Annotated in this window: 21 protein-coding genes; 12 read left to right on the forward strand and 9 right to left on the reverse strand. The window is 67.7% G+C overall.

Going from position 1 to position 22,898, the window contains the following annotated elements; translation table 11 throughout:
* Positions 1–59: 59 nt before the first annotated feature.
* The 3 genes from ACN2C7_RS14160 to ACN2C7_RS14170 all read right to left on the reverse strand — a co-directional run bounded on the left by ACN2C7_RS14160 (position 60) and on the right by ACN2C7_RS14170 (position 2,831).
* A complete protein-coding gene (locus tag ACN2C7_RS14160; RefSeq protein WP_419317611.1) occupies positions 60–455 on the reverse strand; it encodes a bleomycin resistance protein in 396 nt (131 codons plus the stop codon).
* A 45-nt stretch (positions 456–500) separates the two neighbouring features.
* Complete coding sequence (locus ACN2C7_RS14165; RefSeq protein WP_419317612.1) at positions 501–1,781, reverse strand: NupC/NupG family nucleoside CNT transporter; 1,281 nt, start codon at positions 1,779–1,781, stop codon at positions 501–503.
* 210 nt (positions 1,782–1,991) lie between these two features.
* Complete coding sequence (locus ACN2C7_RS14170; RefSeq protein ID WP_419317613.1) at positions 1,992–2,831, reverse strand: EF-hand domain-containing protein; 840 nt, start codon at positions 2,829–2,831, stop codon at positions 1,992–1,994.
* Positions 2,832–3,132: 301 nt separating this feature from the next.
* On the opposite strand from ACN2C7_RS14170, the gene ACN2C7_RS14175 reads away from it, so the two are divergent.
* The 3 genes from ACN2C7_RS14175 to ACN2C7_RS14185 are packed head-to-tail and all read left to right on the forward strand — an operon-like array spanning position 3,133 to position 6,110.
* The gene (locus ACN2C7_RS14175) at positions 3,133–4,341 is read left to right on the forward strand and encodes an ABC transporter permease (RefSeq protein ID WP_419317614.1); all 1,209 of its coding nucleotides are present in this window, start codon (positions 3,133–3,135) and stop codon (positions 4,339–4,341) included.
* Positions 4,338–5,087, forward strand: a complete 750-nt coding sequence (locus ACN2C7_RS14180; RefSeq protein WP_419317615.1) for an ABC transporter ATP-binding protein — start codon at positions 4,338–4,340, stop codon at positions 5,085–5,087. Before ACN2C7_RS14175 ends, ACN2C7_RS14180 begins: the two co-directional genes overlap by 4 nt.
* Positions 5,088–5,105: 18 nt before the next feature.
* Positions 5,106–6,110: an HlyD family secretion protein gene (locus ACN2C7_RS14185; protein WP_419317616.1), complete on the forward strand. Its 1,005-nt coding sequence runs from the start codon at positions 5,106–5,108 to the stop codon at positions 6,108–6,110.
* 64 nt (positions 6,111–6,174) lie between these two features.
* On the opposite strand, the gene ACN2C7_RS14190 is transcribed toward ACN2C7_RS14185, so the two are convergent.
* Entirely contained in the window at positions 6,175–8,349 is a 2,175-nt protein-coding gene (locus ACN2C7_RS14190; RefSeq protein ID WP_419317617.1) for a copper-transporting P-type ATPase, read from the reverse strand.
* A gap of 197 nt (positions 8,350–8,546) precedes the next feature.
* Between ACN2C7_RS14190 and ACN2C7_RS14195 the strand changes: the two genes are divergently transcribed.
* Both ACN2C7_RS14195 and ACN2C7_RS14200 read left to right on the forward strand, forming a co-directional pair.
* Positions 8,547–9,452, forward strand: a complete 906-nt coding sequence (locus ACN2C7_RS14195; protein ID WP_419317618.1) for an SDR family NAD(P)-dependent oxidoreductase — start codon at positions 8,547–8,549, stop codon at positions 9,450–9,452.
* 231 nt (positions 9,453–9,683) lie between these two features.
* The gene (locus tag ACN2C7_RS14200; RefSeq protein WP_419317619.1) at positions 9,684–10,973 is read left to right on the forward strand and encodes an outer membrane protein transport protein; all 1,290 of its coding nucleotides are present in this window, start codon (positions 9,684–9,686) and stop codon (positions 10,971–10,973) included.
* A 91-nt stretch (positions 10,974–11,064) separates the two neighbouring features.
* On the opposite strand, the gene ACN2C7_RS14205 is transcribed toward ACN2C7_RS14200, so the two are convergent.
* Positions 11,065–12,177: an Mrp/NBP35 family ATP-binding protein gene (locus ACN2C7_RS14205; protein WP_419317620.1), complete on the reverse strand. Its 1,113-nt coding sequence runs from the start codon at positions 12,175–12,177 to the stop codon at positions 11,065–11,067.
* A gap of 105 nt (positions 12,178–12,282) precedes the next feature.
* Here ACN2C7_RS14205 and hflK point away from each other — a divergent pair, with 105 nt between their 5' ends.
* From hflK to ACN2C7_RS14220, 3 genes are read left to right on the forward strand one after another with little or no spacing between them, the layout of a single operon-like run.
* Positions 12,283–13,371 carry an FtsH protease activity modulator HflK gene (gene hflK, locus ACN2C7_RS14210; RefSeq protein WP_419317621.1) on the forward strand — a complete coding sequence of 363 codons (1,089 nt, stop codon included), beginning with the start codon at positions 12,283–12,285 and terminating at the stop codon, positions 13,369–13,371.
* Positions 13,368–14,219: a protease modulator HflC gene (gene hflC / locus ACN2C7_RS14215; protein ID WP_419317622.1), complete on the forward strand. Its 852-nt coding sequence runs from the start codon at positions 13,368–13,370 to the stop codon at positions 14,217–14,219. Before hflK ends, hflC begins: the two co-directional genes overlap by 4 nt.
* A 51-nt stretch (positions 14,220–14,270) precedes the next feature.
* A complete protein-coding gene (locus ACN2C7_RS14220) occupies positions 14,271–15,308 on the forward strand; it encodes a purine nucleoside permease (RefSeq protein ID WP_419317623.1) in 1,038 nt (345 codons plus the stop codon).
* A 114-nt stretch (positions 15,309–15,422) separates the two neighbouring features.
* On the opposite strand, the gene ACN2C7_RS14225 is transcribed toward ACN2C7_RS14220, so the two are convergent.
* Positions 15,423–15,932 carry a group I truncated hemoglobin gene (locus ACN2C7_RS14225; RefSeq protein WP_419317624.1) on the reverse strand — a complete coding sequence of 170 codons (510 nt, stop codon included), beginning with the start codon at positions 15,930–15,932 and terminating at the stop codon, positions 15,423–15,425.
* Between the two features lie 11 nt (positions 15,933–15,943).
* Positions 15,944–16,834 (reverse strand): DUF3034 family protein, encoded by an 891-nt coding sequence (locus ACN2C7_RS14230; RefSeq protein WP_419317625.1) that lies wholly within the window; start codon positions 16,832–16,834, stop codon positions 15,944–15,946.
* A gap of 186 nt (positions 16,835–17,020) precedes the next feature.
* Between ACN2C7_RS14230 and ACN2C7_RS14235 the strand changes: the two genes are divergently transcribed.
* Together ACN2C7_RS14235 and ACN2C7_RS14240 are read left to right on the forward strand one after the other, a co-directional pair.
* Positions 17,021–17,602 (forward strand): methylamine utilization protein, encoded by a 582-nt coding sequence (locus ACN2C7_RS14235; protein ID WP_419317626.1) that lies wholly within the window; start codon positions 17,021–17,023, stop codon positions 17,600–17,602.
* A 9-nt stretch (positions 17,603–17,611) separates the two neighbouring features.
* Entirely contained in the window at positions 17,612–19,957 is a 2,346-nt protein-coding gene (locus ACN2C7_RS14240; RefSeq protein WP_419317627.1) for a putative bifunctional diguanylate cyclase/phosphodiesterase, read from the forward strand.
* A gap of 18 nt (positions 19,958–19,975) precedes the next feature.
* Here ACN2C7_RS14240 and ACN2C7_RS14245 read toward each other — a convergent pair whose 3' ends face one another.
* Together ACN2C7_RS14245 and serB are read right to left on the reverse strand one after the other, a co-directional pair.
* Positions 19,976–20,641, reverse strand: a complete 666-nt coding sequence (locus tag ACN2C7_RS14245) for an HAD family hydrolase (RefSeq protein WP_419317629.1) — start codon at positions 20,639–20,641, stop codon at positions 19,976–19,978.
* Positions 20,638–21,516 carry a phosphoserine phosphatase SerB gene (serB, locus tag ACN2C7_RS14250; protein ID WP_419317630.1) on the reverse strand — a complete coding sequence of 293 codons (879 nt, stop codon included), beginning with the start codon at positions 21,514–21,516 and terminating at the stop codon, positions 20,638–20,640. Before serB ends, ACN2C7_RS14245 begins: the two co-directional genes overlap by 4 nt.
* On the opposite strand from serB, the gene miaA reads away from it, so the two are divergent.
* Positions 21,497–22,381: a tRNA (adenosine(37)-N6)-dimethylallyltransferase MiaA gene (gene miaA, locus ACN2C7_RS14255; RefSeq protein ID WP_419321477.1), complete on the forward strand. Its 885-nt coding sequence runs from the start codon at positions 21,497–21,499 to the stop codon at positions 22,379–22,381. The two genes, serB and miaA, sit on opposite strands and share 20 nt — an antisense overlap.
* A 31-nt stretch (positions 22,382–22,412) precedes the next feature.
* Positions 22,413–22,898 (forward strand): CinA family protein, encoded by a 486-nt coding sequence (locus tag ACN2C7_RS14260; RefSeq protein ID WP_419317631.1) that lies wholly within the window; start codon positions 22,413–22,415, stop codon positions 22,896–22,898.

Genomic DNA, 22,898 nt, shown 5'->3' on the forward strand with positions numbered 1-22,898 from the left:
ATCCTCCCGTTTAGACGGGAGGATGAGCGGGTTTCGTGGGGGAAGGAAAGAGGCGGTCGCTAGACCCCGGTGATCGCCTGGCCGAACGCAATCAGGTTGCCGTCCGGCGCGATGACCAGCAGTTCGCGCTGGCCGTAGGGCTTGTCCGCCGGACCGTGGACGTCGCGGGGCGGCAGGGTGTCGAGGCGCGGCTTCAACTCATCGTACAGGGCGTCCACGTCGCGGACGTCGACATAGTAGCAGAAGCGGCGGTTGCCCGGCGGCGCGCCGTCCTCGCCCTGCCCGGCCAGGATGCGGACGCCCGCCCCTTCCCGCTCGACATAGGCGTAGTCACCCTCACGGAAGAGGGTCTTGAATCCGAGGATGTCGTTGAAGAACGTCAACGCCGGCTCAAGCTCGGGCACGTGCATGAACGGCGTGATCTGGATGAAGTTCGACAAGGTCGCTCCCTCCATGGCGGTCGTGTCCAGACGCTGGGAAGCGCCTGGACACTCATAGCATCAGAGCCCGAACAGCTCGCGCGGCATCAGGCCGATCAGCGAACCGGTCAGGCAGGTGGCCAGGAAGCCGGCCATCATCGCCTTCCAGACCAGGCCCAGCACTTCCTGCCGGCGCTCGGGCACCAGCACGCTGAAGCCGGCCACGTTCATGCCGACCGAGCCAATATTGGCAAAGCCGCACAGGGCGTAGGTCATGATCATCCGGGTGCGCTCGTCCAGCAGGGCGGCGCCCGTCTGGGACATCTGGATGAAGGCCGTGAACTCGGTGAGGATCAGCTTGACGCCCAGCAGGCCGCCAGCGGTGCCGGCTTCCTTCCAGGGGATGCCCATCGACCAGGCCAGGGGCGCGAAGACCACGCCCAGACCGCGGGCGATGCTCAGCGGCTGGCCGCCGACGTCCGGCAGGGCGGCCAGACCCTTGTCGACCATGGTGGCCAGGGCCACGAAGACGATCAGGGTGGCGCCGATGTTTAGGGCGATCTGCAGGCCGTCGGTCGTGCCCTTCATGACAGCGTCGATCGAGCTGCCATAGGTCTTGTCGTCGATGTTGAGGTCCAGGCTGGAGACCTTTTCCATCGGATCGGCCGGCACGATGATGCGGGCCAGCAGCACGCCGGCCGGGGCCGAGATGATCGAGGCCGTCAGCACGTGGGCGGCGGCGTTGGGCAGAACATCGGCGAGGATGGTGACATAGGCCACCATGGTCGAGCCGCTGACGCAGGCCATGCCGACCGCGATCAGCATGAACAGTTCAGACCGCGACAGCTTGTCGAGATAGGCGCGGATGAAGATCGGGCCCTCGATCTGGCCCATGAAGATGGTGGCGGCGGTGGCCAGGGCCGGCGGGCCGCGCAGGCCCAGGGTCTTCTGGAACACAAAGCCAAAGCCCTGCGCCGCCCATTTGAGGATCTTCCAGTGCCAGAGCAGCGCCGACAGGGCGCAGACCACCAGGATCACCGGCAGGACGCGGAAGGCGAAGATGAAGCCCAGGCCCGGATTGCTGACCGGATAGGGCTGATCGCCGCCCGCCAGGAAGCCGAAGATGAACATGGTGCCGGCCTGGGTCGAGGCCGACAGGCCCTCGACCGCGCCATTGACGCCGCGCAGCAGCGTCTGGGCCTGGGGCAGTCCGAACAGCAGCAGCACGAGGCCGACCTGGACGACGATGGCGCCGATGGCCAGCACCCAGGGGAAACGCTTGCGATTCTCGGAGACCAGCCAGCAAAGGGCGAGGGTGAGCGCCAGACCCGCGAGGGCTTGAACGTTCTCGGGACGAAACATCAAGACAGAAGAACCTTTGAACTAGGCGACGCCCCCGCGACGTCAGCCAAGGGCCGAGATTGACACCAAGTTTACCGTTAGAGGCAAGCGGCTTGCGCACCTCGCGCCGCAGGAAGGGACTTGTGCCGTCAGGACGGCAGGATCTCCCCCGCCCCCGACCCTCCCGGCGATAGGCTGTATCGCCGGAAGGACCGGAGGAAAGGGATGACTTCAGGCCGTGGCGCTGATAGAGTCGGCCGACGCGGAACCGGATGTCATCGCGGTGTTCAGCTGCGCCAGCAGCTTCTGCATCAGGTCTGAAGCCACACTGGGCCGGGAGGCGCCGGCGCCTGACCCGCCGCCATCGCTCGCCGCGCCCGCGAGGGCGCTGCCGCTCGAGTCCTGGACCGCGCTGAGGGCGTCCATCAACACGTCGAACTCGGTTGTCGACAGCGATCCGTTTTCATCGGTGTCCAGAGAGGCCAGCAGCTCGCTGGCCGAGACGGTTCCGTCCTCGTTGGTGTCGCGGGTGTCGTAGGTCGTGCTGGAACCGCTGGCCCCAGAAGACGCCGAGGCGCTCTGGCCGGCGACCTCAGACGGCGGCGGACCACCCGGAGGCGGACCGCCCATGCCCTGCAGGGCCGACTGCGCAGAGGACAGGCCCGAGGCGATCTCGTCAGACGACAGGGCGCCGTCGGCGTCGGAATCAAGCGCGGAGATCATGTCCTGCGCCATCTTGCCTTCCAGGCCCAGGCCCTTGGCCTGTTCCGGCGCATTGGCGGCCAGGGCGGTGGAAATCTCGTCGGCCGACATCAGGCCGTCGGCATCGGTGTCGCCGCTGCCGAGGATCGAACCGGCGTCCGAGCCCAGAATCTGCACCGACATCAGCGAGCGCAGTGTGTCGCCGCTGAAATTTCCGCCGGGGCCGCCCTGCCCGCCCATGGGCGGCGCAGGGGGGCGATCGCCGCCGCCCTGCACTTTCTGCCCAATCGACTGGAACTCGGTCAGCGACAGCGCGCCGTCGGAATCGGCGTCCGCCGTGGTGAACATCGATTGTTGAAGCTGCCGCATTTGCTGCGTCAGCGATGAGGAACCGACACTTGAGACGGTCATTGCGCTCTCCTTTCAGATTGCAGCGCCCGACCCCAAAGAGCGGAGCGCCCGCGCCGAGTGAGCCGGCGCACGCAATGACCAGCGAAAAACATTCCATATTTCAGCATGTTACCGGCTGGAAATATCGAGGAAAGCTGCACCGCTGAAACCCCGGCGCCCCCGCCACGCCGCCGGATGCTCCGCCTTACCCCGATTTAACTTGGCCGCTGGATGAACGCCGGTCATTGCTGCAACCCTTGATTGGGGGAGCATTTTTCGCATGTCGCTGGCCTTGGCCACTTTGCTTTACGAGTGGCGTCGATACATGGCGGCCGTGGTCGCCCTGGCGTTCTCGGGCCTTCTGGTGCTGGCCCAGGTCGGCATGTTCGTCGGCATCGGCAAGGGCTTCACCGCCCAGATCGACCGGGCGCGCGCCGACATCATGGTGCTGGGCCCCGGCGCCAAGGCGCTGTTCGGCGGTCCCTCGGGCCTGCCGCGGCGCATGATCCCGCTGGTCTACAGCCACCCTGAAGTGACCCAGGTCGCGCCCCTCGACGGGTCCGGCGGCCGGTTCCAGAACATCCTGTCTCCCGAGGAGCAGGCCAAGATTGACGCCCGCACCAAGGCCGCCGCCAAGGGCGGCAAGCCGGCCGGTGGCGAAGGCGGCGGTCGCAAGACCGAGTTCGTCAACGTCACCGTGATCGACGCCATCCCCGGCTATGTCACCGTGCCGACCGACTACACCCAGTCGATGGTCGAGGCCCTGCGCCAGCCCTATGCCGTGGCCGTCGATCAGACCGCCCTGAAGCGCCTGGGCGTCAAGAAGGGCGACAAGGCGATCTATAACGGCAAGACCATCAATATCGCCGTGGTCACCACCGGCTATCCCAACATCATCCAGCCCACCCTGGTGATGTCGCGCGACACCCTGCGGATGCTGGGCGAGGCCGACACCGGCCAGCGGGTCGGTCCCCTGATGGTGCAGATCCGCGACCCGGCCCGCGCCGAGATCGTGGCGGCCCAGCTGAACAAGAAGGCCGACGGCAAGTTCCGCGCCTGGACCCGTCAGGAACTGGCCGACGCCAATTCCAGCGCCATGCTGGACGACCAGATCATCGGCATCATGCTGGGCTTCTCGGCCTTCCTGGGCCTGCTGATCGGCGTCGCCATCACCTGGCAGACCCTGCGCGGCGCGATCATGGCCAATATCAAGGAGTTCGCCTCCCTGCGCGCCCTGGGCGTGTCGATGGGCGACCTGCGCAACATCGTCATGGAGCTGTCCTTCTGGGTCGGCATCGTCGGGGTCGGGGCCGCAGGTCTGCTGACCTGGTTGGTCACCCTGCTGGCCAGCGCCGGCGGCGTGCCGATGTTCTTCCCGCCCAGCCTGATCATCACCGTCGCGATCTTCCTCGTGTTGATCGCCATGCTCTCCGGCTTCCTGTCGCTGGGCATCCTGAAGAACAGCCAACCCGCGGACCTGCTGCGATGAGCAACGATCACAGCCACCTGCGCGGCCAGAGCGCCCTCTCGGCCCAAGGCCTGGTCAAGCGGTTCAAGACCGGCCGGACCTTTATCGAGGTGCTCAAGGGCGTGGACTTCGACGCCAAGCATGGCGACGTGACCATGGTCATGGGCCCCTCGGGCTCGGGCAAGTCGACCCTCGTGGCCGCCCTGTCCGGTCTGCTCAAGCCCGACGAGGGCAAGGTCACCGCGCTGGAGGCCAATGACCTCTGGTCGCTGTCGGCCGGCAAGATCGACAAGTTCCGCCTCGACCACTGCGGCTTCATCTTCCAGGGCTTCAACCTGTTCCCGGCCCTCACCGCCAAGCAGCAGGTGATGACCGTTCTGAAGTACCAGAACGTGGGTCCGGGCGAGGCCTCGCGCCGCGCCCAGGCGGCGCTGGAGTCGGTGGGCCTTGGCCCGCGCGTCAATCAGCGGCCTTCGGAACTGTCGGGCGGCGAGAAGCAGCGGGTGGCCATCGCCCGCGCCCTGGCCAAGAACCCCAACCTGATCTTTGCCGACGAGCCGACCTCGGCCCTCGACGGCAAGAGCGGCGAAACCGTCATCAAGCTCCTGCGCGCTGCGGCGACCGAGCGCGGCGCGGCGGTGATCTGCGTTACCCACGACCCGCGGTTGGAGGCCTATGCCGACCGCGTCATCCACATCGAAGACGGCCGGATCCTGGACGACGTGCGTAGAACGCCCGACGCCAATCCCGGTCCGCTCAGCCACTGATTTCTGGGGGAAACTGATATGTTCGGCTTTTTGCGCCGCCCAATGTTCTGGATCGTCATCGTCGTGCTCGCCGCTGGCGGCGGCGGGTTCTTCTACATGAAGGGCCAGGCGGCCGAGAAAAAGAAGAAGCTCGAGGTGGCCGCGGCCCAGGAAGAGCCCAGCCCCTATGCGGCCATCGCCAACGGCAAGGCCGATGTCGAGGGCGGCATCATCCAGGTCGCCGCCCGTCGCGGCGGCGTGGTCGAGGCCGTCTATGTCCAGGAAGGCGACGTGGTCGTGAAAGACCAGATCCTGGCCCGCCAGCAGAGCGACGAGGGCCGCCTGTCCGTCGAACGCGCCAGCGCCGAAGTCGACCAGGCGCGCGCCATGATGAACGCCACCCGCGTCCAGCTGACCACCGCCCAGCGCGAGCATGCGCGTCTCAGCAAGCTGACCGCCAGCAACTTCGTGGCCGGCACGCGCGTCGATGCGGCGTCAGACGCCATCGCCAACGCCCGCGCCACCCTGGCCGCCCAGCAGGCCCAGGTCGCCACCGCCATCGCCCGCAAGAACGAGGCCCAGTACAACCTGGAACTCACGGTGATCCGCGCGCCGATGAACGGCCGCATCGCCCGCCGCTACGCCAATCCCGGCGCCGGCGCCTCGACCCTGAACGTGTCCAACATGTTCGACCTTGAGCCCGACACCCAGCGCATCGTCCGCGCCGAGATCGTCGAGGCCGACATCCCCAATGTGGCCAACGGCCAGGAGGTCGAAATCCAGCCCGAAGGCGATCCCGACAAGGTCTATATCGGCAAGGTCCTGCGCCGCGCCGCCGTGTTCGGGGCCCGCAAGCTGGCCTCCGACGATCCCAGCCAACGCAGCGACGAGCGCGTGGTCGAGGTGGTGGTCAGCGCCGACGGCGCCCCGCTGCTGGTCGGCCAGCGCGTGCTGGTCAAGTTCATGAAGCCCGGCAAGAAGGCCGGCGTGAAGCGCAACAAGCCGACCGCCCCCGTCGGCGGCGGCATGACCAAGCCGAGCTAGCCAACCCGCTTCCAGAGACCACGAGGCGCCGGGCGGTTCTCCGCCCGGCGTTTTTCGTTGGGGCTCAGGCCTTCCAGGTCCTCAGCCGCAGGGCGTTGCCGATCACGCTGACCGAGCTGAGCGCCATGGCCAGGGCGGCCAGCTGCGGCGTCAGGGTCAGGCCGAAGGCCGGATACAGCGCCCCGGCCGCGATCGGCACGCCGGCAGCGTTGTAGGCGAAGGCGAAGGTCAGGTTCTGGCGGATATTGCGCATCACCGCCCGCGACAGCGAGCGGGCCCGGACCACGCCCATCAGGTCGCCGTTCAGCAGGGTGACGCCGGCCGCCTCCATCGCCACATCGGCGCCGCCGCCCATGGCGATGCCGACATCAGCCGCCGCCAGGGCCGGGGCGTCATTGACGCCATCGCCCGCCATGACCACCGAAACCCCTCCGGCTTTCAGCCGTTCGACGACATGGGCCTTGCGGTCGGGAAGCACCCCGGCCTCCACCTCATCGATGCCCAGAGCGCGAGCCACGGCCATGGCGGTGACCTCATTGTCACCGGTCATCATCAGCACGCGAACGCCCTGGTCCTTCAGCGCCTTGATCGCGCTGCGGCTGGACGGACGGATGGGGTCCTTGATCGCCAGCAGCCCGGCGGCCGCGCCGTCCAGCGCCACGAAGACCACCGTCGCCCCCTCGCCTCTCAGCGCCTCGGCGCCCTTGGCCAGATCGGTGACCGCGATCGCCAGATCGGACATGTAAGGCTCGGCCCCGATCGCCACGCGGCGGCCCTCGACCAGACCGGTCACGCCGCGTCCCACGGGCGAGTCGAACCCGGCGACCTCGGCCAGGGCAAGCTTTCGCGCCTCGGCGGCCTCGACGATCGCCTTGCCCAGCGGATGCTCGCTGCCGCGTTCCAGGCTGGCGGCCAGGCGAAGGAGCTCGTCCTCCGTCACCCCGACGGTCTGGATGGCGGTCAGGACAGGCCGGCCTTCGGTGAGGGTGCCGGTCTTGTCGACCACCAGCACGTCGATACGCTCCAGCCGCTCCAGAGCCTGGGCGTCCTTCAGCAGGATGCCCGCCTGGGCGCCGCGCCCGACCCCGACCATGATCGACATCGGCGTGGCCAATCCCAGGGCGCAGGGACAGGCGATGATCAGCACCCCCACGGCCGCAACCAGGGCGTTGGCCAGGCGCGGCTCGGGCCCGACCAGCGCCCAGGCCGCGAAGGCCAGGACGGCGGCGGCGAGCACGATGGGCACGAACCAGGCCGCGACCCGGTCGGCCAGCCGCTGGATCGGCGCGCGCGACCGCTGGGCCTGGGCGACCATGGCCACGATCCGCGACAGCAGGGTGTCGCGCCCGACCCGCTGGGCCTGCATGACAAAACCGCCGCTCTTGTTGATCGCTCCGCCGACCAGCAGCGAACCCGGCGCCTTGAGCACCGGCATCGACTCGCCGGTCACCATGGCCTCGTCGACATGGCCGCGCCCTTCCAGCACCACGCCGTCGACGGGGATCGTCTCGCCGGGCCTGACCCGCAGCCGGTCGCCCACCAGGATCGCGTCGATGTCGACCTCGGCGTCCTGGCCGTCGGCGCCGATGCGCCGGGCCGTGCGCGGGGCCAGATCCAGCAGGGCGCGGATGGCGCCGCCGGTGCGCTCGCGCGCCCGCAGTTCCAGCACCTGGCCCAGCAGGACCAGGACGGTGATCACCGCTGCGGCCTCGAAATAGACCGGCGCCTGTCCGTGATGGCCCTTGAAGCTGGCGGGCAGCAGGTCCGGCGCCAGGGTCGCGACCAGCGAATAGAGATAGGCCGCGCCAGTCCCCAGGGCGATCAGGGTGAACATGTTGAGGCTGCGCGCCAGGATCGACGCCCAGCCACGCTGGAAGAACGGCCAGCCCGTCCACAGCACAACCGGCGAAGCCAGAGCCAGCTGGATAAAGGCGTTGGCGCGGTCCCCCCAGGGCGGCATCAGGCCAAACAGGTGCGCGCCCATGTCCAGCACGAAGACCGGCAGGGTGAGGACCAGAGCGATCCAGAACCGCCGGGTCATGTCTGTCAGTTCGGGATTGGGGCCATCGTCAAGCTGCGGCGCCTCGGGCTCCAGCGCCATGCCGCAGATCGGACAGACACCGGGCCCCACCGTCCGAACCCTGGGATGCATCGGACAGGTGTAGAAAGATCCAATCGCGGCGGGCCCCGGCGCCGCGCCTTTGGGAGCGTGGGCAGGGTGTGGCGGATGGTCAGGCATAGCGAGGTTCTCCTGGCGTCCGGCCTTCGCCATATGCCTCTGCGGCCCATGACACTGTGATCAGGATCAAGGCTCGGACACGGAACGCCTGAGCGGCGCAAAACGTCTGGGCCGCGCGGCGCCGGCGCCCTTGACGCCTCCCCTCCCGCGCCGCACAAACGCGCCAAACTAAACACGCGTTTGAGGGAGACTAGGGCATGTCGGACATCCGTTTTGACGGCAAGGTAGCGATCGTTACGGGCGCAGGTGGCGGCCTTGGCCGACAGCACGCTCTGGAACTGGCCCGTCGCGGCGCCAAGGTGGTGGTCAACGATCTGGGCGGCAGCGTCGACGGTTCGGGCGGCTCGTCAGACGCCGCCCTGAAGGTCGTGGAAGAGATCAAGGCCGCCGGCGGCGAAGCCATCGCCCACGGCGCCTCGGTGACCGACGACGCCGGCGTCGCCGACCTGGTCAAGACCACCATGGACACCTGGGGCCGGATCGACATCCTGATCGCCAATGCCGGCATCCTGCGCGACAAGACCCTGAGCAAGATGGAGCTGGCCGACTTCGAGGCGGTCATGCAGGTCCACGTCTGGGGCACGTTCAAGCCGATCAAGGCGGTCTGGGACATCATGAAGGCCCAGAACTACGGCCGCATCGTCGTGACGACCTCGTCGTCGGGCATGTACGGCAATTTCGGCCAGTCCAATTACGGCGCGGCCAAGATGGCGGTGCTGGGCCTGATGAACACCCTCAAGCTGGAGGGTCAAAAGAACAACGTCCACATCAACGCCATCAGCCCGGTCGCCGCCACCCGCATGACCGAGGGCCTGATGCCGCCCGAAGTGCTGGCCAAGCTGGCGCCCGAGGCGGTCACGCCAGGCGTGATGTATCTGGTCTCCGACGAAGCCCCGACCGGCGCGATCCTGACCGCCGGCGCCGGCGCCTTCGCCCTGACGCGCCTCTATGAAACCGAAGGCGTCTATCTCAGCGACGGCGAACTGTCGGCCGAGGGCATCCGCGACCATTGGGGCCAGATCACCGCCGAAGACGGCCAAAAGGCCTATTTCAACGGCGGCGAGCAAGGTCAGAAGTTCTTCCGCAAAATGGCGGGCGGCTGACAATAGTCTTGTAGTGAAAGCGACCCCTTTGGGGCCGCATTTGCGCCATTACTGACATAACAGCGGTTGAAACGGGGCCTTCGCGGCCCCGTTTCTTTGACTGGATGTATAAAATTCGCCCCACAACTGAGAAATAGCGACGGTTTCTGACTCAATCCGCTAGACGCGGCGCTCCTCCAGCGCCGCAAGACGCTTGGGGACTTCTCCTCCCCAAGAAGGTCTCGTCAGTTCATGACTTTTTCGCGTAACCGCCTCGCCGTCGGCGTGGCTTTTGGCGTGCTCGTCGCCGCCTCCCAGGCCTCCGCTTCGGCCTTCTATCTGCAGGAACAATCGGTGCGCGGCGCGGGCCGGGCCTATTCGGGCGAGGTCGCTGATCACGGCGCATCCAGCCTGTGGTGGAACCCCGCCGCGATCGCCGGCCTGGAGGCCCATGAGGTCTATGGCGGTCTGCACGCCATCCAGGTCGATTCCGACGTCAACAACAACGGCTCGACCATCACCCGCCCCGTGCCGGTGACGACGGCGATCGGCGGCGACAGCCGCGTCTCCAAGCCGATCAAGAGCGGCGTCGTGCCCAACTTCGCCAGCGCCTGGCGGATCAATGAGCACCTGACCCTGGGCCTGTCGCTGGCCGCGCCCTACAATTTCACCACCGAATATGGTCCGCGCAGCTGGACCCGCTATGACGCGCTCAAGTCGCGCCTGACCACGGCCGACCTCCAGGGCACGGTGGCCTGGCGCGTCAATGACAAGCTGGACCTCGGCGTCGGCGTCAGCGCCGTCCATGCCGACGCGGAACTGACCAACGCCCTGCCCAACATCTCGCCGCTGCAGGCCGATGGCCTGCAGTCACTCAAGGGCGACGGCTGGACCTATGGCTGGACCGTGGGCGCGCAATATCGTCCCACCCCGGCCCTGACCCTGGGCGCCAGCTACCGCGCCAAGGTCGAACAGACCCTGAAGGGCGAGGTCGCCGTCTCGGGTCTGCTGGCGCCCATCCCGGCGTCCAGCAACTTCAAGACCGCCGGCGAGGCCCAGATCACCACCCCCTGGATGGCCATCATCGGCGCGCGCTGGGCGGTCAATGACCGCGTCACCCTGAACGGTTCGGTCAGCCGCATCGGCTGGAGCCAGTTCGACGCCATCCGCGTCAAGTATGCGACCTCTAGCTCGACCAGCGTCCAGGACTACAAGGACATCACCACCGCCGCTGTCGGCGTCGACTATCAGGCCAGCCCGCGCCTGACCCTGCGGGCCGGCGTGCAGTACGATCCGACCCCGACCCCGGACATCGGCCGCACGGCCCGCGTGCCGGACGGCAACCGCATGATGTATGCGGCCGGCGCCACCTGGGCGGCCAAGCCGAACCTGAAGCTCGACGCGGCCCTCAGCTACATCGGCTTCGAAGACACGAAGATCAATCGAACCGACGTGACGGCGACCAGCTCGATCGTCAACCTGCGCGGCGACGTGACGGGATCCGCCGTCGTGATGTCGACGGGCGCGCGTTTCAGCTTCTAGGGCTGACGTGATCTAGACAGGAACAGGCCGTCCGGGCCGTGCTCGGACGGCTTTTCTGGCCCCTATGCGCCTGTACGGGCGTCAGGCAATGCTAGTTCCTGACAATGCCCCACAACGCCTTCGCGGCCCCGACAAACGCCCGGGCCGCCGCACTGTCGGGCTTGCCCAGCACCACGGGGAGGCCGTGGTCGCCGCCTTCGCGGACAGCCAGTTCGATCGGAACCTCCGCCAGCACCGGCACGCCCAGCACCCTGGCCTCGGCCACGCCGCCGCCGGAACCGAAGATCGGGATCGGGGCGCCGGTCGAAGGGTCGGCGAAGAAGGCCATGTTCTCGATCAGGCCCAGGATCCGGGTGGCCGTCTTGCCGAACATGATCGCGGCGCGGCGCGCGTCGATCAGGGCGATCTCCTGCGGCGTAGTGACCAGCACGGCGCCGTCGATACGCAGTTTCTGCACGAGGGTCAGTTGCACGTCGCCGGTGCCCGGCGGCAGGTCGACCACCAGGATATCGAGCGGCGCGGCTTCCGAGCCCCAGGCAACCTCGTGGATCATCTGGCGGACGGCCGACGAGGCCATGGGACCGCGCCAGATCATCGCCTTGTCTTCATCGACCATGAAGCCGATCGACATGATCTTGATCCCGTGGGCCTCCAGGGGCTGAAGTTTGCCGTCCTCGAAGCTGGGTTCGCCATTGACGCCCATCATGCGCGGACCGGACGGGCCGTAGATGTCGGCGTCCAGCAGGCCGACCTTCAGGCCCATGGCGTGGAAGGCGCAGGCCAGGTTGGTGGCGACGGTGGACTTGCCCACCCCGCCCTTGCCGGAGGCCACGGCGATCACGTGTTTCACATGGGCGGGCTTTTCGGCTTCCGGCGGCGGGACCATGCGGGCCTTCGGATCCTCGGACACCTTGGCGCCCTTGCGCACCCGGGTGGCGCCCTCGGCGGCCTGGGCGGTCAGCACCACCTGGGCGACATCGACCCCCGGCAGGTCGGCGAGGGCCTTCTCGGCGGCCTCGCGCACAGGCGCATAGGCGGCCGTCTTGGCGACCGGGACCTCCAGCATGAAGCCGGCGCGACCATTGCGGACCACCAGGCCCTGCACCAGTCCGGCAGCCACAAGTCCCTGCCCGGTCAACGGATCGACGATGAGATCCAGGGCCGCGCGGGCCTCGTCGAGGGTGGTTGAAGCGGCGCCGGTCACGTCTATGTCTTGCCTTGTGGGGTGGGGGTCCTCATATCCGCGTGTGGGGAACGATTTACAATCCCCGCTGAAAAATCAAAATCCGACGGGAAGACAACGCCGCCCATGCCTTGGAACGACAATGCCGGCCCTGGTCCCTGGGGTTCTCCGCCGCCGAATGGCGACAAGGACAACACGCCGCGCCCTGGTCCGCGCCGCCCATCGGGCGGACCTCGCGATCCCCAGACCCCGATCGACCTGAACCAGGTGATCGAAGATCTGACCGCGCGCCTGCGCGGCTACTTTCAGGGTCCTGACCGGCCCCGCGCCATCGCCACGGCGGCCGGCGCCGTCGTCGCCCTGTGGGCAGTGACGGGCGTCTATGTCGTCCAGCCCAACCAGCAGGGCGTCGTCAGCACCTTCGGCGCCTTCTCGCGCGTCGCCAATCCGGGCCTGCGCTATCACCTGCCCTTCCCGGTCGAGAGCGTCGAAAAGGTCTCGGTCAGCGAGATCCGCACGACCGACATCGGCGCCACCGGCACGGACGGTGGCGAAGAGCGCCTGATGCTGACCAGCGACGAGAACATCGTCGACCTGGCCTTCTCGGTGCAGTGGCGGGTGTCTGACGCCCCCAAGTACCTGTTCAATGTCCGCGATCCCGAGAGCGTGATCCGCGCCGTCGGCGAGAGCGCCATGCGCGAGGTGGTCGGCAAGACCGCCCTGACCCCCATCCTGACCACCGGCCGCGGCCAGCTTCAGCTGGAAGCCGAGGTCCTGATGCAGCAGATCCTGGACCGCTATGACGCCGGGGTCTTCGTCGAAAGCGTGCAGATCCAGACGGCCACCCCGCCGCCGCCGGTCATCGACGCCTTCCGCGACGTGCAGCGCGCCAGCCAGAACGCCCAGTCCGCCGCCAACGTGGCGCGGGGCCGTAGCGCCGAGATCGTCCAGCAGGCCAAGGGCTATCGCGAGCAGGTCGTGCGCGAGGCGGCCGGTGAAGCCGCCCGCTTCAACCAGATCTATGACCAGTACAAGCTGGCCCCGGCTGTGACGCGCGAGCGCCTCTATCTTGAGACCATGCAGCGCGTGCTGGCCAATTCGAACAAGGTCATCATCGACAGCAAGGGCGCCAGCGCCCCGGTGATCCTGCCGCCCGACGCGTTCCGCCCGCGGACCGCCACCGTGGTCAAGTCCATCGACGGAGCCGCCCAATGATCGGTCCGCAAAACCGTCTCACCGCCATCGGCGCCGCCGCCGGCGCCCTGCTGGTCCTGCTGGGTTCGACCGTCTATCAGGTCGATCAGCGCCACCAGGCCCTGGTCATCCGCTTCGGCGACCCGATCCGCGTGGTCCGCGCGCCGGGCCTGCACCTGAAGGCGCCGTTCCTGGATCGTGTGGTCAAGTTCGACAACCGCAACATCGCCCTGAACGCCGACCAGGAAGAGGTGATCGCCGCCGACCAGGAGCGCCTGGTGGTCGACGCCTTCGTCCGCTACCGGATCAGCGACCCGCGCCAGTTCTACAAGACCCTGGGCGATGAGACGAAAGCCAAGGACCGGCTGGAGCGCATCGTCAACGCCTCGCTGCGCCAGACCATCGGCCGGGCCAATTCCGAGGAAGTGATCGCCGGCAAGCGCGCCGTGGTCATGGCCGCCATCCGCGACGAGGTCGGCCGCCAGGTGAAGGCTTCCGATCTTGGCGTCCAGATCATCGACGTGCGCATCCGCCGCGCCGACCTGCCCGAGGCCAACCAGAAGGCCGTGTTCGAGCGCATGCAGACCGCCCGCCAGCAGGAGGCCGCCCAGCTGCGCGCCATCGGCGAGCAGCAGAAGCGCGAGATCGTGGCGACCGCGACCGAAGAAGGCGAAAAGATCCGGGGTGAGGGCGACGCCCGCCGCGCCGAACTGTTCGCCTCCAGCTTCGGCCGGGACCCCAACTTCGCGGCCTTCTATCGCTCGATGCAGGCCTATGAGGCGTCACTTGGTCAGGGAGACGCCACCTTGGTGCTTTCCCCCGACAGCGCCTTCTTCAAGTACTTCCAGCGCGGACCGCAAGCGCAGTAAGAACCGGGGCCGCGAGATTCTCTCGCGGCCCTTTTTCTTTCGAGGAAGACCATGCGTCGTCTCGCGGTTCTCGCCTGTCTTTTCGCCTGCCTGACTTCAGCGCCCGCCCTCGCCGCGCCGCTTGAGGTGCGGGTGGTGGTGGTGACCGCCTTCGAGATCGGCGAGGACACCGGCGACAAGGCCGGCGAGTTCCAGGCCTGGGCCCAGGTCATGCCGCAGAAGATCCCGTTCAAGACCGGCTTCCGCGACCTGCGCTATGATCCGGCCCGCAAGGTGCTGCTGCTGTCGACCAGCATGGGCACCAACCGCGCGGCGATCTCGACCCTGGCCCTGGGCCTTGATCCGCGCTTCGACCTCTCCAAAAGCTACTGGCTGATCGCGGCCATCGCCGGCGTCAATCCCAACCAGGGCTCGGTCGGCTCTGCCGCCTGGATCGGCGCGGTGATCGACAGCGATTTCGGCTACATGATCGACCCGCGCGAGACGCCCAAGGCCTGGTCGATCGGCCAGATCCCCCTCCATCGCAAGGCGCCCTATGAAGGGCCGCCGCCGGCGAACAGCGAAAACCTGTTCCCACTGAACCTGACCCTGCGCGACTGGGCCTTCGACCTGACGCGCGACGCGGCCATCGCCGACAACGACGCCCTCAAGGCCCTGCGCGCGCCCTATGTGGGCCTGCCCAAGGCCCAGACGCCGCCGATGGTGCTGAAGGGTGACGAGGTCAGCGGCCAGGCCTTCTGGCACGGCGAGATCCTCAACCGGCACTACGAGGCCTGGGCCAATTACTGGACCGGCGACCAGGACGGCTTCGTGATGACCGGCATGGAGGACACCGGCGTCCTGGCCGCAGTCGACGCCCTGGGCCGCGCGGGCCGCGCCGACCCCCGGCGCGTGCTGGTTCTGCGCACGGCCAGCAACTACACCACCCAGCCCCCCGGCGGCGACGCGGCGACCAACCTGCTGGGCGAGCAGACCGGCGTTCCGGCCCTGCAATCCTCGCTCGACGCGGCCTTCAAGGTCGGCGGCGTGGTGGTGGATGAGCTGTCGAAGAACTGGCCGCGCTACGCCGACGCGGTTCCGGGTCGCTAAAACTGTCATCCCGGCCAAGCGCAAAGCGCGCCGAGCCGGGACCGCAGGAAGCGCATGAGCTTGCCGTGGTCCCGGGTCTGCGCTGCGCTTCGCCCGGGATGACAGATATCTGGACTACCGCTCCACCACGCCGCGCTGCATCGGGGCCAGCTTGGCCAGCAGCTTGTTCTGCGCGAAGAAGGGCACGCCCTCCTTCTCCATCGCCCACTGCAGGTTTTCGACCATGGCGTTGAAGTCCCGGTTGGTGACGCCCATGTCCTTGTGGACGCTCTTCATGTCGCGGCCGGTATAGTCGCAGCCTCCGCCCAGCACGTAGCAGAACTGCTCGGCCAGGGTCCGCTTCAGTCGGGGAAGGTCGGTGGTGGCGAAGATCTCCTTGATGCGCGGGTCGGCCAGGCTGCGATCGACCATGTCGGCCGCGATGCGCGTCAGGCCGTCCTTGCCGTGGAAGGCGTCAAACACCCGGGTGTCGGTCAGGGGCGTGGCGTGCGCATTGGCGTTGGACTGCGCATAGGGATCGACCGGCTGCTCAGCGGGCGGAACGGCGTCCTGCGCCAGGGCGGCGCCGGCAAGGCCAAGGGTGGCGACGGCGGCCAGGGCCGCGCTCCGGGTGAAACGATGCATCGCGCGCTCTCCTAGAAGCCGGCCTGCAGCGAGAGATACAGGCCCCGCTGATCCTTGAACGTGGCGATGTCGCCCAGATCGACATAAGCGGCCGTCACAGACACCGTCTTGTTGATCGCATAGGCGGCGAACAGGTCGACCCAGTCATCTTCTCTGGCGAAGCCCAGGTTGCTGGGCTTGGAGCGGTATTCGGCCCCGACCGCCAGGCGCTTGCTGAGCAGCACGGCGGCCGAGCCCTCGAACTGGGCCTTGTAGCTGTCGTTCTGGTCGCCGCCGAAGCCCAGAAGGCCGGTCTGGTTAGCCTTGGTCAAGCGCACGGCGCCACTCAGAACGAGGCTCTTGTCGAGCAGCAGCTTGGTGGCCGCGACATAGTAGTCGACGCCGCTGTCATGCCGGCCACCGACAGCCTTGATGATGGCGCCCTGATTGTTCTTCTTGAATTGCGCGCCGACCGAGACCTGCGGAACCCAGCTGTCCTGCTCATAGACGGCGTCGCCCAGCACCCGCAGCTTGGCGCCGATGATGTCCTGCCGGAAGGTGAAACCCTTGCCCAGGCCCAGCTTGGCGCCCGTGGCGCCGGTGTCGAATTCCTGGCGGGCGACCGACAGCTCGACCCGATCGTACAGGCCGATCGCAGCCCCCGCAGCGCGCAGCTGGTAGTCGGGAACATCGACATAGGTCGCATGGACCTTGCCGCCGACGCCATTGCGGGTCTCGTTGCCGGCGATGACGCCCCAGGTGGCCAGGCCACCGCCCGCCCCGCCTTCAAGGGCGCTGACGCCCCCGGTCAGCAAGAGCTTGCCCCCAGTCTCGATCTCGGTTGCCGCCGCGCGACTGGTGAGACCCAGAGCTGCAGCCACGACACAGCCCAAAGCCGGAAGGATCTTGTAGTGAAGCTTCATCGACCCTCGGCGCGTCTGGACATTCAGTTGGCGAGGGTCGTTCAGAAGACTTTACAGAACCTTTCAGTTCAACCCTGTCGCTCGACAAGATGTCGCGGCGAGACATTCACGTTAACGGCGATTTCACTCGACAGACGCTAGTACTGCCTGATGAAATTCGCCCTTTCACTTCTCATGGTTGCGTTCATGGGAGGCTCCGCCTTCGCGGGCAGCCTGACCGTCACGGTGCGCGGCGCCGACGGCAAGCCCGTTCCCGACTCGGTCGTGACGGTCCATCCGGGCGGCCAGCCCAGTCGTGGGCCAATCAAGTTCCCGTGGCCTTATCGCGTCGCCCAGCAGAACATCCAGTTCTCGCCCTTCGTGCTGATCGTGCCGGCGGGCGCCGAGGTCGCGTTCCCCAATCTCGATAAGGTGCGCCACCACGTCTACTCGTTCTCGGCCGGCAACAAGTTCGAGCTGAAGCTCTACGGCCGCGAAGAGAACCGCACCGTCAAGCTGCCCGCCGTCGGCGTGGCCGCCATCGGCTGCAACATCCACGACCAGATGGTCGGCTTCATCAAGGTGGTCGACACCCCCTATGCGGCCAAGAGCGACGACGCCGGTGTGGCGAGCGTCCGTGACATCCCGTCGGGGCCTGTCGTGGTACGGATCTGGCATCCATATCTGCGCGGCATGAAGAACGAGAAGACCCTGACCACCACCGCGATCGGCGGCGGTGACAGCCGCGAGACCGTGTCGATCGAGCTGCGCGCTCCGGCGCACCATTAGAGGACGGCCGTGTTCCATCGCCTCCAGACCAAGCTGACCGTGCTCTATGCCGGGCTGTTCGCCCTGGCGCTGAGCCTTGTCGCGGTGACGGTCTATCTGGCGATCGCGGCCAACGCCCAGCAGGCGGTGCGCAAGGAACTGGCGGTCAGCGGCACGGTGTTCGACAGCGTCTGGGCGCTGCGCACCCAGCGCCTGCGCGACGGCGCCGACCTGCTGGCCCGCGACTTCGGTTTCCGGGCGGCCGTGGCCACCCATGATGTTCCGACCGTCGAGTCCGCCATCACCAATCTGCGCCAGCGCATGGGCCTGGACCTGGCCTTCATCGTCGGGGTCGATGGCGATGTGGTGGGGCTGGATCCCGCCCGGCTGGATCTCGAGAAACTGTGGACGGCGCTCGACGCCGGCGACGACGCCCAGGGCGTATTCGTCGTCGATGGCGCGCCCTATCAGGTCATTTCGGCGCCGATCCTGGCCCCAAGCCTGACCGGCTGGATCGTCTTTGCCGCCAAGCTGGACGACCGGGAAATGCGAGCCCTGGAGCGCCTGTCGGCGATCGAGCTGGACGCCCAGGTCTTTGACCGGCGCGGCGAGGGCTGGATCACCGACGATGCGGGCTCCGACGCCAGGCGGGTTGGCGCCTATGTCGAGACAGCCCTGCGCGACAGGATCGCCGAGCCCAGCCTGCTGAAGGCCGGCGGCCAGAACGACCTGATCCTCGTCAAGCCGCTGAGGGCGCTCGGCCAGGACGGCGCTGCGGCGCTGGTCCTGCGCTATCCCATGGCCAAGGCGATGGCGCCGTATCGCCCCCTGTTCGCCGCCGTGATCATCGCCGGACTGATCGGCGCAGCCCTGGTGGTCGTGGCCAGTTGGGCCCTGTCACGTGGCCTGGCCCGGCCCATCACCGCCCTGGACGACGCCGCCCGCCGCCTGCAACGGGGCGAGGATGTCCGCGTTGAGGTCCAGACCCAGGACGAGATCGGCCGCCTGGCCGACAGCTTCAATCTGATGGCTGCGGAAATCCGCGACCGCGAAGCCAGAATGATCCATCAGGCCCTGCACGACGAGGAAACCGGCCTGCCCAACCGTCGCGCCCTGGAGCGCGAGATCACCACCCGCCTGGCCAGCGCCGCCGAGGGCGAGCAGGTCATCATCAGCGCCGTGGGCCTAGACCGCTTCACCTTCGTGCGCGGCGCCATCGGCTATTCGCTGGCGACCCAGCTGATCGCCGATCTGGGCGAGCGGATCATGGCCATCACGCCGGGCCTGCTGGTCGGCCGCCTGACCACCTCGACCCTGTGCGTCGTCTCCAGCCTCACAGACCTAGCCGCCCTGACGCCGCTGATCGAGGTCGAGGCGAAGGCGCTCGACAAGCCGATCCGCGTCGGCGGCGAACTGGTGGATGTGCACCTGACCCACGGCCTGGCCGCCACCACGGCAGGCGCTCTGGATGCGCCCAGACTCATTGAGCAGGCGCTGATCGCCCTGGACCAGGGCCGCGCCGCCAACCGCAAGGTCATGCTGTTCGACCCTGTCGCCTATGGCGACCCGGCCGGCAACCTGTCGCTGATGAGCGACATGCTGGACGGCGTGGCCACCGGCGCCCTGTTCCTCAATCACCAGCCCAAGCTGGATCTTCGTTCCGGCAAGATCACCGGTGTCGAGGCCCTGGTGCGCTGGAACCATCCGACGCGCGGCATGATGCGTCCGGACCTGTTCGTGGAAATGGCCGAAGAGACCGGCCACATCCGCGCCCTCACCGACTACGTCCTGAGCCAGGCCATCGCCGACCAGAAGGCGCTGCGCGCGGCTGGTCACGACGTGCTGATGTCGGTCAACGTCTCTGGCCGGCTGATCGACGACGCCGACTTTGCCGATCGCGCCATCGAGCAGGTCACCCGCGAAGCCGCCCGCGTCTGTTTCGAGATCACCGAGACGGCTGTGATCGGCAATCCCGATGTTGCGTTGGGGGTGCTGGAACGCTTCGAGGCCGCGGGCATCCCGGTCTCGATCGACGACTATGGCTCGGGCCTGTCGTCCCTGGCCTATCTGAAGCAGATCCGCGCCGAGGAACTGAAGATCGACAAGGCCTTCGTGCTGTCGCTGCAGGCCGGCGGCAAGGACGCCCTGCTGGTCAAGTCGACCATCGACCTGGCCCACAGCCTGGGCATGAAGGTCACCGCCGAGGGCGTCGAAACCCGCGAAGCCCTGGCCCTCCTGCAACTGATGGGCTGCGATCTGGCGCAGGGCTATCACATCGCCAGGCCGATGGGGCTGGAGGCGCTGACCGCGTTCCTGGGCGGCTGGTCGATCGAGCTGCCGCAGCAGGTCCAGACCGAGGCGCTAAAGCAGGCCTGAAGCCTCTCGCCCGCTCGCTCAGGCCGACGCCTTCAGCAGGTCCAGCACCACGTGCAGGCTGTCGGCGATGTGGACGCACTTGTCGTGCATCTCTTCGTTGGGATCGAGGATGTCGGGCACCATCACCGTCATCATGCCGGCCGCATGGGCGGCGCGGACGCCGGGATGGGAATCCTCCAGCGCCAGGCAGTGGGCGGGATCGACGCCCAGGCGGCGGGCGGCTTCCAGATAGGGATCGGGATGCGGCTTGTGGCGCACGACGTCGGCGTTGGCGACCACCGCGTTGAACCGGCTCAGCAGGTCAAAGCGCCCCAGATACTTCTCGACCGACACCATGCCGTTGGAGGTGGCGATGGCGCAGGGCAGGCCCAGATCATCCAGATGGTCGAGGATCTCGATCACCCCGGCCTTCAGCTTGGTTTCGGCTTCCAGCAGGTCCTCGACGTCGGCCCAGACCCGCTCGAAATAGGCCTGGATCGGAAAATCCTCGCCATAGAGTTCGCGCAGCAGGATGGCGCTCTCGGGATTGGTCTTGCCCACCATCGACGCATAGATCTCGCCGGTGAAGGCCACGCCGAACACCGAGCCGGCCTCGATCATGGCGGCGCGATAGACGATCTCGGTGTCCAGCAGCAGCCCGTCCATGTCGAAGATCACCGCCTCGACGCGGCGCGGGAAGCTCATGCGGCGAACTCCGAGGCCTTGTAGCCCTGGAAGTAGAGCAAGGCGGTGAGGTCGGCGTGATCGACCTTGGCGTGGGCCTGGGCCGCCACGATCGGCTTGGCGCGATAGGCAACCCCAAGGCCGGCGGCCTCGATCATCGCCAGGTCATTGGCGCCGTCGCCGACAGCCAGCGCGTCGCCCGGGGTCAGACCCAGAAGCGCGGTCTCCTCGATCAGGGCGGCCAGCTTGGCCTCCTTGCCTAGGATCGGATCGCCCACCTGGCCGGTCAGCTTGCCGCCTTCTTCGATCAGGGTGTTGGCGCGGTTCAGGTGGAAGCCCGCCGCCTGCGCCACGCGGGTGGTGAAGAAGGTGAAGCCGCCCGAGACCAGGGCGCAGCGCGCGCCGTGGGCCGCCATGGTCCTGACCAGGGTCTCGGCCCCGGGATTGAGCCGCACGCGATCATCATAGCAGGACTGCAGGGCGTCGACCGACAGGCCGGCCAGCATGCCGACCCGCTCGCGCAGCGCGCCCTCGAAGGCCAACTCGCCGCGCATGGCCCGTTCGGTGATCTCCGAGACCTGGGCCTTTACGCCGGCGAAGTCGGCCAGCTCGTCCAGGCACTCGACGTTGATGATGGTCGAGTCCATGTCGGCGATCAGCAGACGCTTCCTGCGGTTCTCGACCGGCTGGATCGCGAAATCGACCGGCAGGTCGGCGAGCAGCGCCTCGAGCGGCGCGACGGCGGCGCCATCAAGCAAGAAGTCGGCGGCCAGCGCTCCCAGAGGCGCAGGACGGCTGGACAGCGCCGCCTCGACGCGCGACACGGCTTGAGCGTAAGCGGCGGGATCAGCGCCCACCACGGTGAGGACAGTCGGGATCATGGAGAGCTTGGACATTGCGCCTCGCATCTGGCTGATCGCCGGCCCGACCGCAAGCGGCAAGTCGGCCTACGCCCTGCGTCTGGCCCAGGAAATCGGCGGCGAGATCGTCAATGCCGACTCCATGCAGATCTATGCCGACCTGCGCGTCCTGACCGCCGGCCCCTCGCCCGACGAGATGGCGGCTGTCCCGCATCACCTGTTCGGCACGGTTGACGCCGCTGAAACCTGGTCGGTCGGCAAATGGCTGGAAGCGGCCATGGTCGCCCTGCGCGACATCGACCATCGCGGCAAGCCGGTCGTCGTGGTCGGCGGCACCGGCCTCTATTTCCGCGCCCTGACCCATGGCCTGGCCGACGTGCCGGCGGTGTCGGAAACCCAGCGCGAGATTTCCGGCCTGCTCTACGAAGCCCAGGGCGAACATGAATTTCGCGAAGACCTCGCCAAGCTCGATCCCGAGGCCGCCGCCCGCATCGAGATCGGCGACCGACAGCGCCTGTTGCGCGCCCACGCCGTCGCCGTCGCCACAGGCCGGTCCCTGACCGCCTGGCAGAACGACACCCGCCCCTCCCTGGCGCCGGGCAGCTGGAAGGGTCTGGTCCTGGATCCGCCGCGCGCCGACCTCTATGCCCGCTGCGACGCTCGCCTTGGCGTGATGGTGCAGAACGGCGCCCTGGAGGAAGTGGCGGCCATGGAAGCCCGCGGCCTCAGCCCCGCCCTGCCCGCCCTCAAGGCCCTGGGCTACCGTGAACTGGCGGCCCACCTGCGCGGCGAGACCACCCTGGACCAGGCCCTCGACGCCGCCCGCCAGGAAACCCGCCGCTACGCCAAGCGTCAGCTGACCTGGTTCAGGAACCAGACGCCGGATTGGGAGCGGGTTTGACCCGCTTTCGTCCGATCACAAGGAAGCCATGATGTCCGACCTCAACGCCCTCGCCGAACGCGTCGCAGAGCGCCTGACCGCGCGCGGCGAGACCCTCGCCATCGCCGAGTCCTCTTCGGGCGGCCTGATCTCGGCGGCCCTGCTGGCTGTGCCGGGCGCTTCGAAGTTTTATGTCGGCGGGGCGGTCGTCTATACGGCCCGGGCCCGGCTGACCCTGATGGACATCCCGCAAAAGGCCATGGACGGCCTGCGCTCGGCCAGCGAACCCTATGCCGTGATGCTGGCCCGGGTGGCGCGCAAGAACCTGAAGGCGACCTGGGGCCTGTCGGAAACCGGCGCAGCCGGGCCGGACGGCAACCGCTATGGCGACCTTCCCGGCCACACCTGCACGGCCGTGGTCGGCGAAGAGGTGTCGGTCAGCGCCACTCTGGAAACCGGCGTCAACGACCGTCCCGCCAACATGCAGGCCTTCGCGGTCGCCGCGCTGACGCTGCTGCTCGACACTCTGGACGGGTGA

The organism is Caulobacter sp. ErkDOM-E, from assembly GCF_048541895.1.
GTDB lineage: Bacteria > Pseudomonadota > Alphaproteobacteria > Caulobacterales > Caulobacteraceae > Caulobacter.

What these genes read in the sequence shown, in the direction of transcription:
- ACN2C7_RS14170 (WP_419317613.1), bottom strand. Translation starts at nt 2,831, where the DNA reads ATGCGGCAGCTTCAACAATCGATGTTCACCACGGCGGACGCCGATTCC.
- ACN2C7_RS14225 (WP_419317624.1), bottom strand. Translation starts at nt 15,932, where the DNA reads ATGCATCGTTTCACCCGGAGCGCGGCCCTGGCCGCCGTCGCCACCCTT.
- serB (WP_419317630.1), bottom strand. Translation starts at nt 21,516, where the DNA reads ATGTCCAAGCTCTCCATGATCCCGACTGTCCTCACCGTGGTGGGCGCT.
- ACN2C7_RS14260 (WP_419317631.1), top strand. Translation starts at nt 22,413, where the DNA reads ATGTCCGACCTCAACGCCCTCGCCGAACGCGTCGCAGAGCGCCTGACC.
- ACN2C7_RS14160 (WP_419317611.1), bottom strand. Translation starts at nt 455, where the DNA reads ATGGAGGGAGCGACCTTGTCGAACTTCATCCAGATCACGCCGTTCATG.
- hflC (WP_419317622.1), top strand. Translation starts at nt 13,368, where the DNA reads ATGATCGGTCCGCAAAACCGTCTCACCGCCATCGGCGCCGCCGCCGGC.
- ACN2C7_RS14195 (WP_419317618.1), top strand. Translation starts at nt 8,547, where the DNA reads ATGTCGGACATCCGTTTTGACGGCAAGGTAGCGATCGTTACGGGCGCA.
- ACN2C7_RS14245 (WP_419317629.1), bottom strand. Translation starts at nt 20,641, where the DNA reads ATGAGCTTCCCGCGCCGCGTCGAGGCGGTGATCTTCGACATGGACGGG.
- ACN2C7_RS14190 (WP_419317617.1), bottom strand. Translation starts at nt 8,349, where the DNA reads ATGCCTGACCATCCGCCACACCCTGCCCACGCTCCCAAAGGCGCGGCG.
- ACN2C7_RS14230 (WP_419317625.1), bottom strand. Translation starts at nt 16,834, where the DNA reads ATGAAGCTTCACTACAAGATCCTTCCGGCTTTGGGCTGTGTCGTGGCT.
- ACN2C7_RS14165 (WP_419317612.1), bottom strand. Translation starts at nt 1,781, where the DNA reads ATGTTTCGTCCCGAGAACGTTCAAGCCCTCGCGGGTCTGGCGCTCACC.
- ACN2C7_RS14200 (WP_419317619.1), top strand. Translation starts at nt 9,684, where the DNA reads ATGACTTTTTCGCGTAACCGCCTCGCCGTCGGCGTGGCTTTTGGCGTG.
- ACN2C7_RS14185 (WP_419317616.1), top strand. Translation starts at nt 5,106, where the DNA reads ATGTTCGGCTTTTTGCGCCGCCCAATGTTCTGGATCGTCATCGTCGTG.
- ACN2C7_RS14220 (WP_419317623.1), top strand. Translation starts at nt 14,271, where the DNA reads ATGCGTCGTCTCGCGGTTCTCGCCTGTCTTTTCGCCTGCCTGACTTCA.
- ACN2C7_RS14175 (WP_419317614.1), top strand. Translation starts at nt 3,133, where the DNA reads ATGTCGCTGGCCTTGGCCACTTTGCTTTACGAGTGGCGTCGATACATG.
- ACN2C7_RS14235 (WP_419317626.1), top strand. Translation starts at nt 17,021, where the DNA reads ATGGGAGGCTCCGCCTTCGCGGGCAGCCTGACCGTCACGGTGCGCGGC.
- hflK (WP_419317621.1), top strand. Translation starts at nt 12,283, where the DNA reads ATGCCTTGGAACGACAATGCCGGCCCTGGTCCCTGGGGTTCTCCGCCG.
- ACN2C7_RS14180 (WP_419317615.1), top strand. Translation starts at nt 4,338, where the DNA reads ATGAGCAACGATCACAGCCACCTGCGCGGCCAGAGCGCCCTCTCGGCC.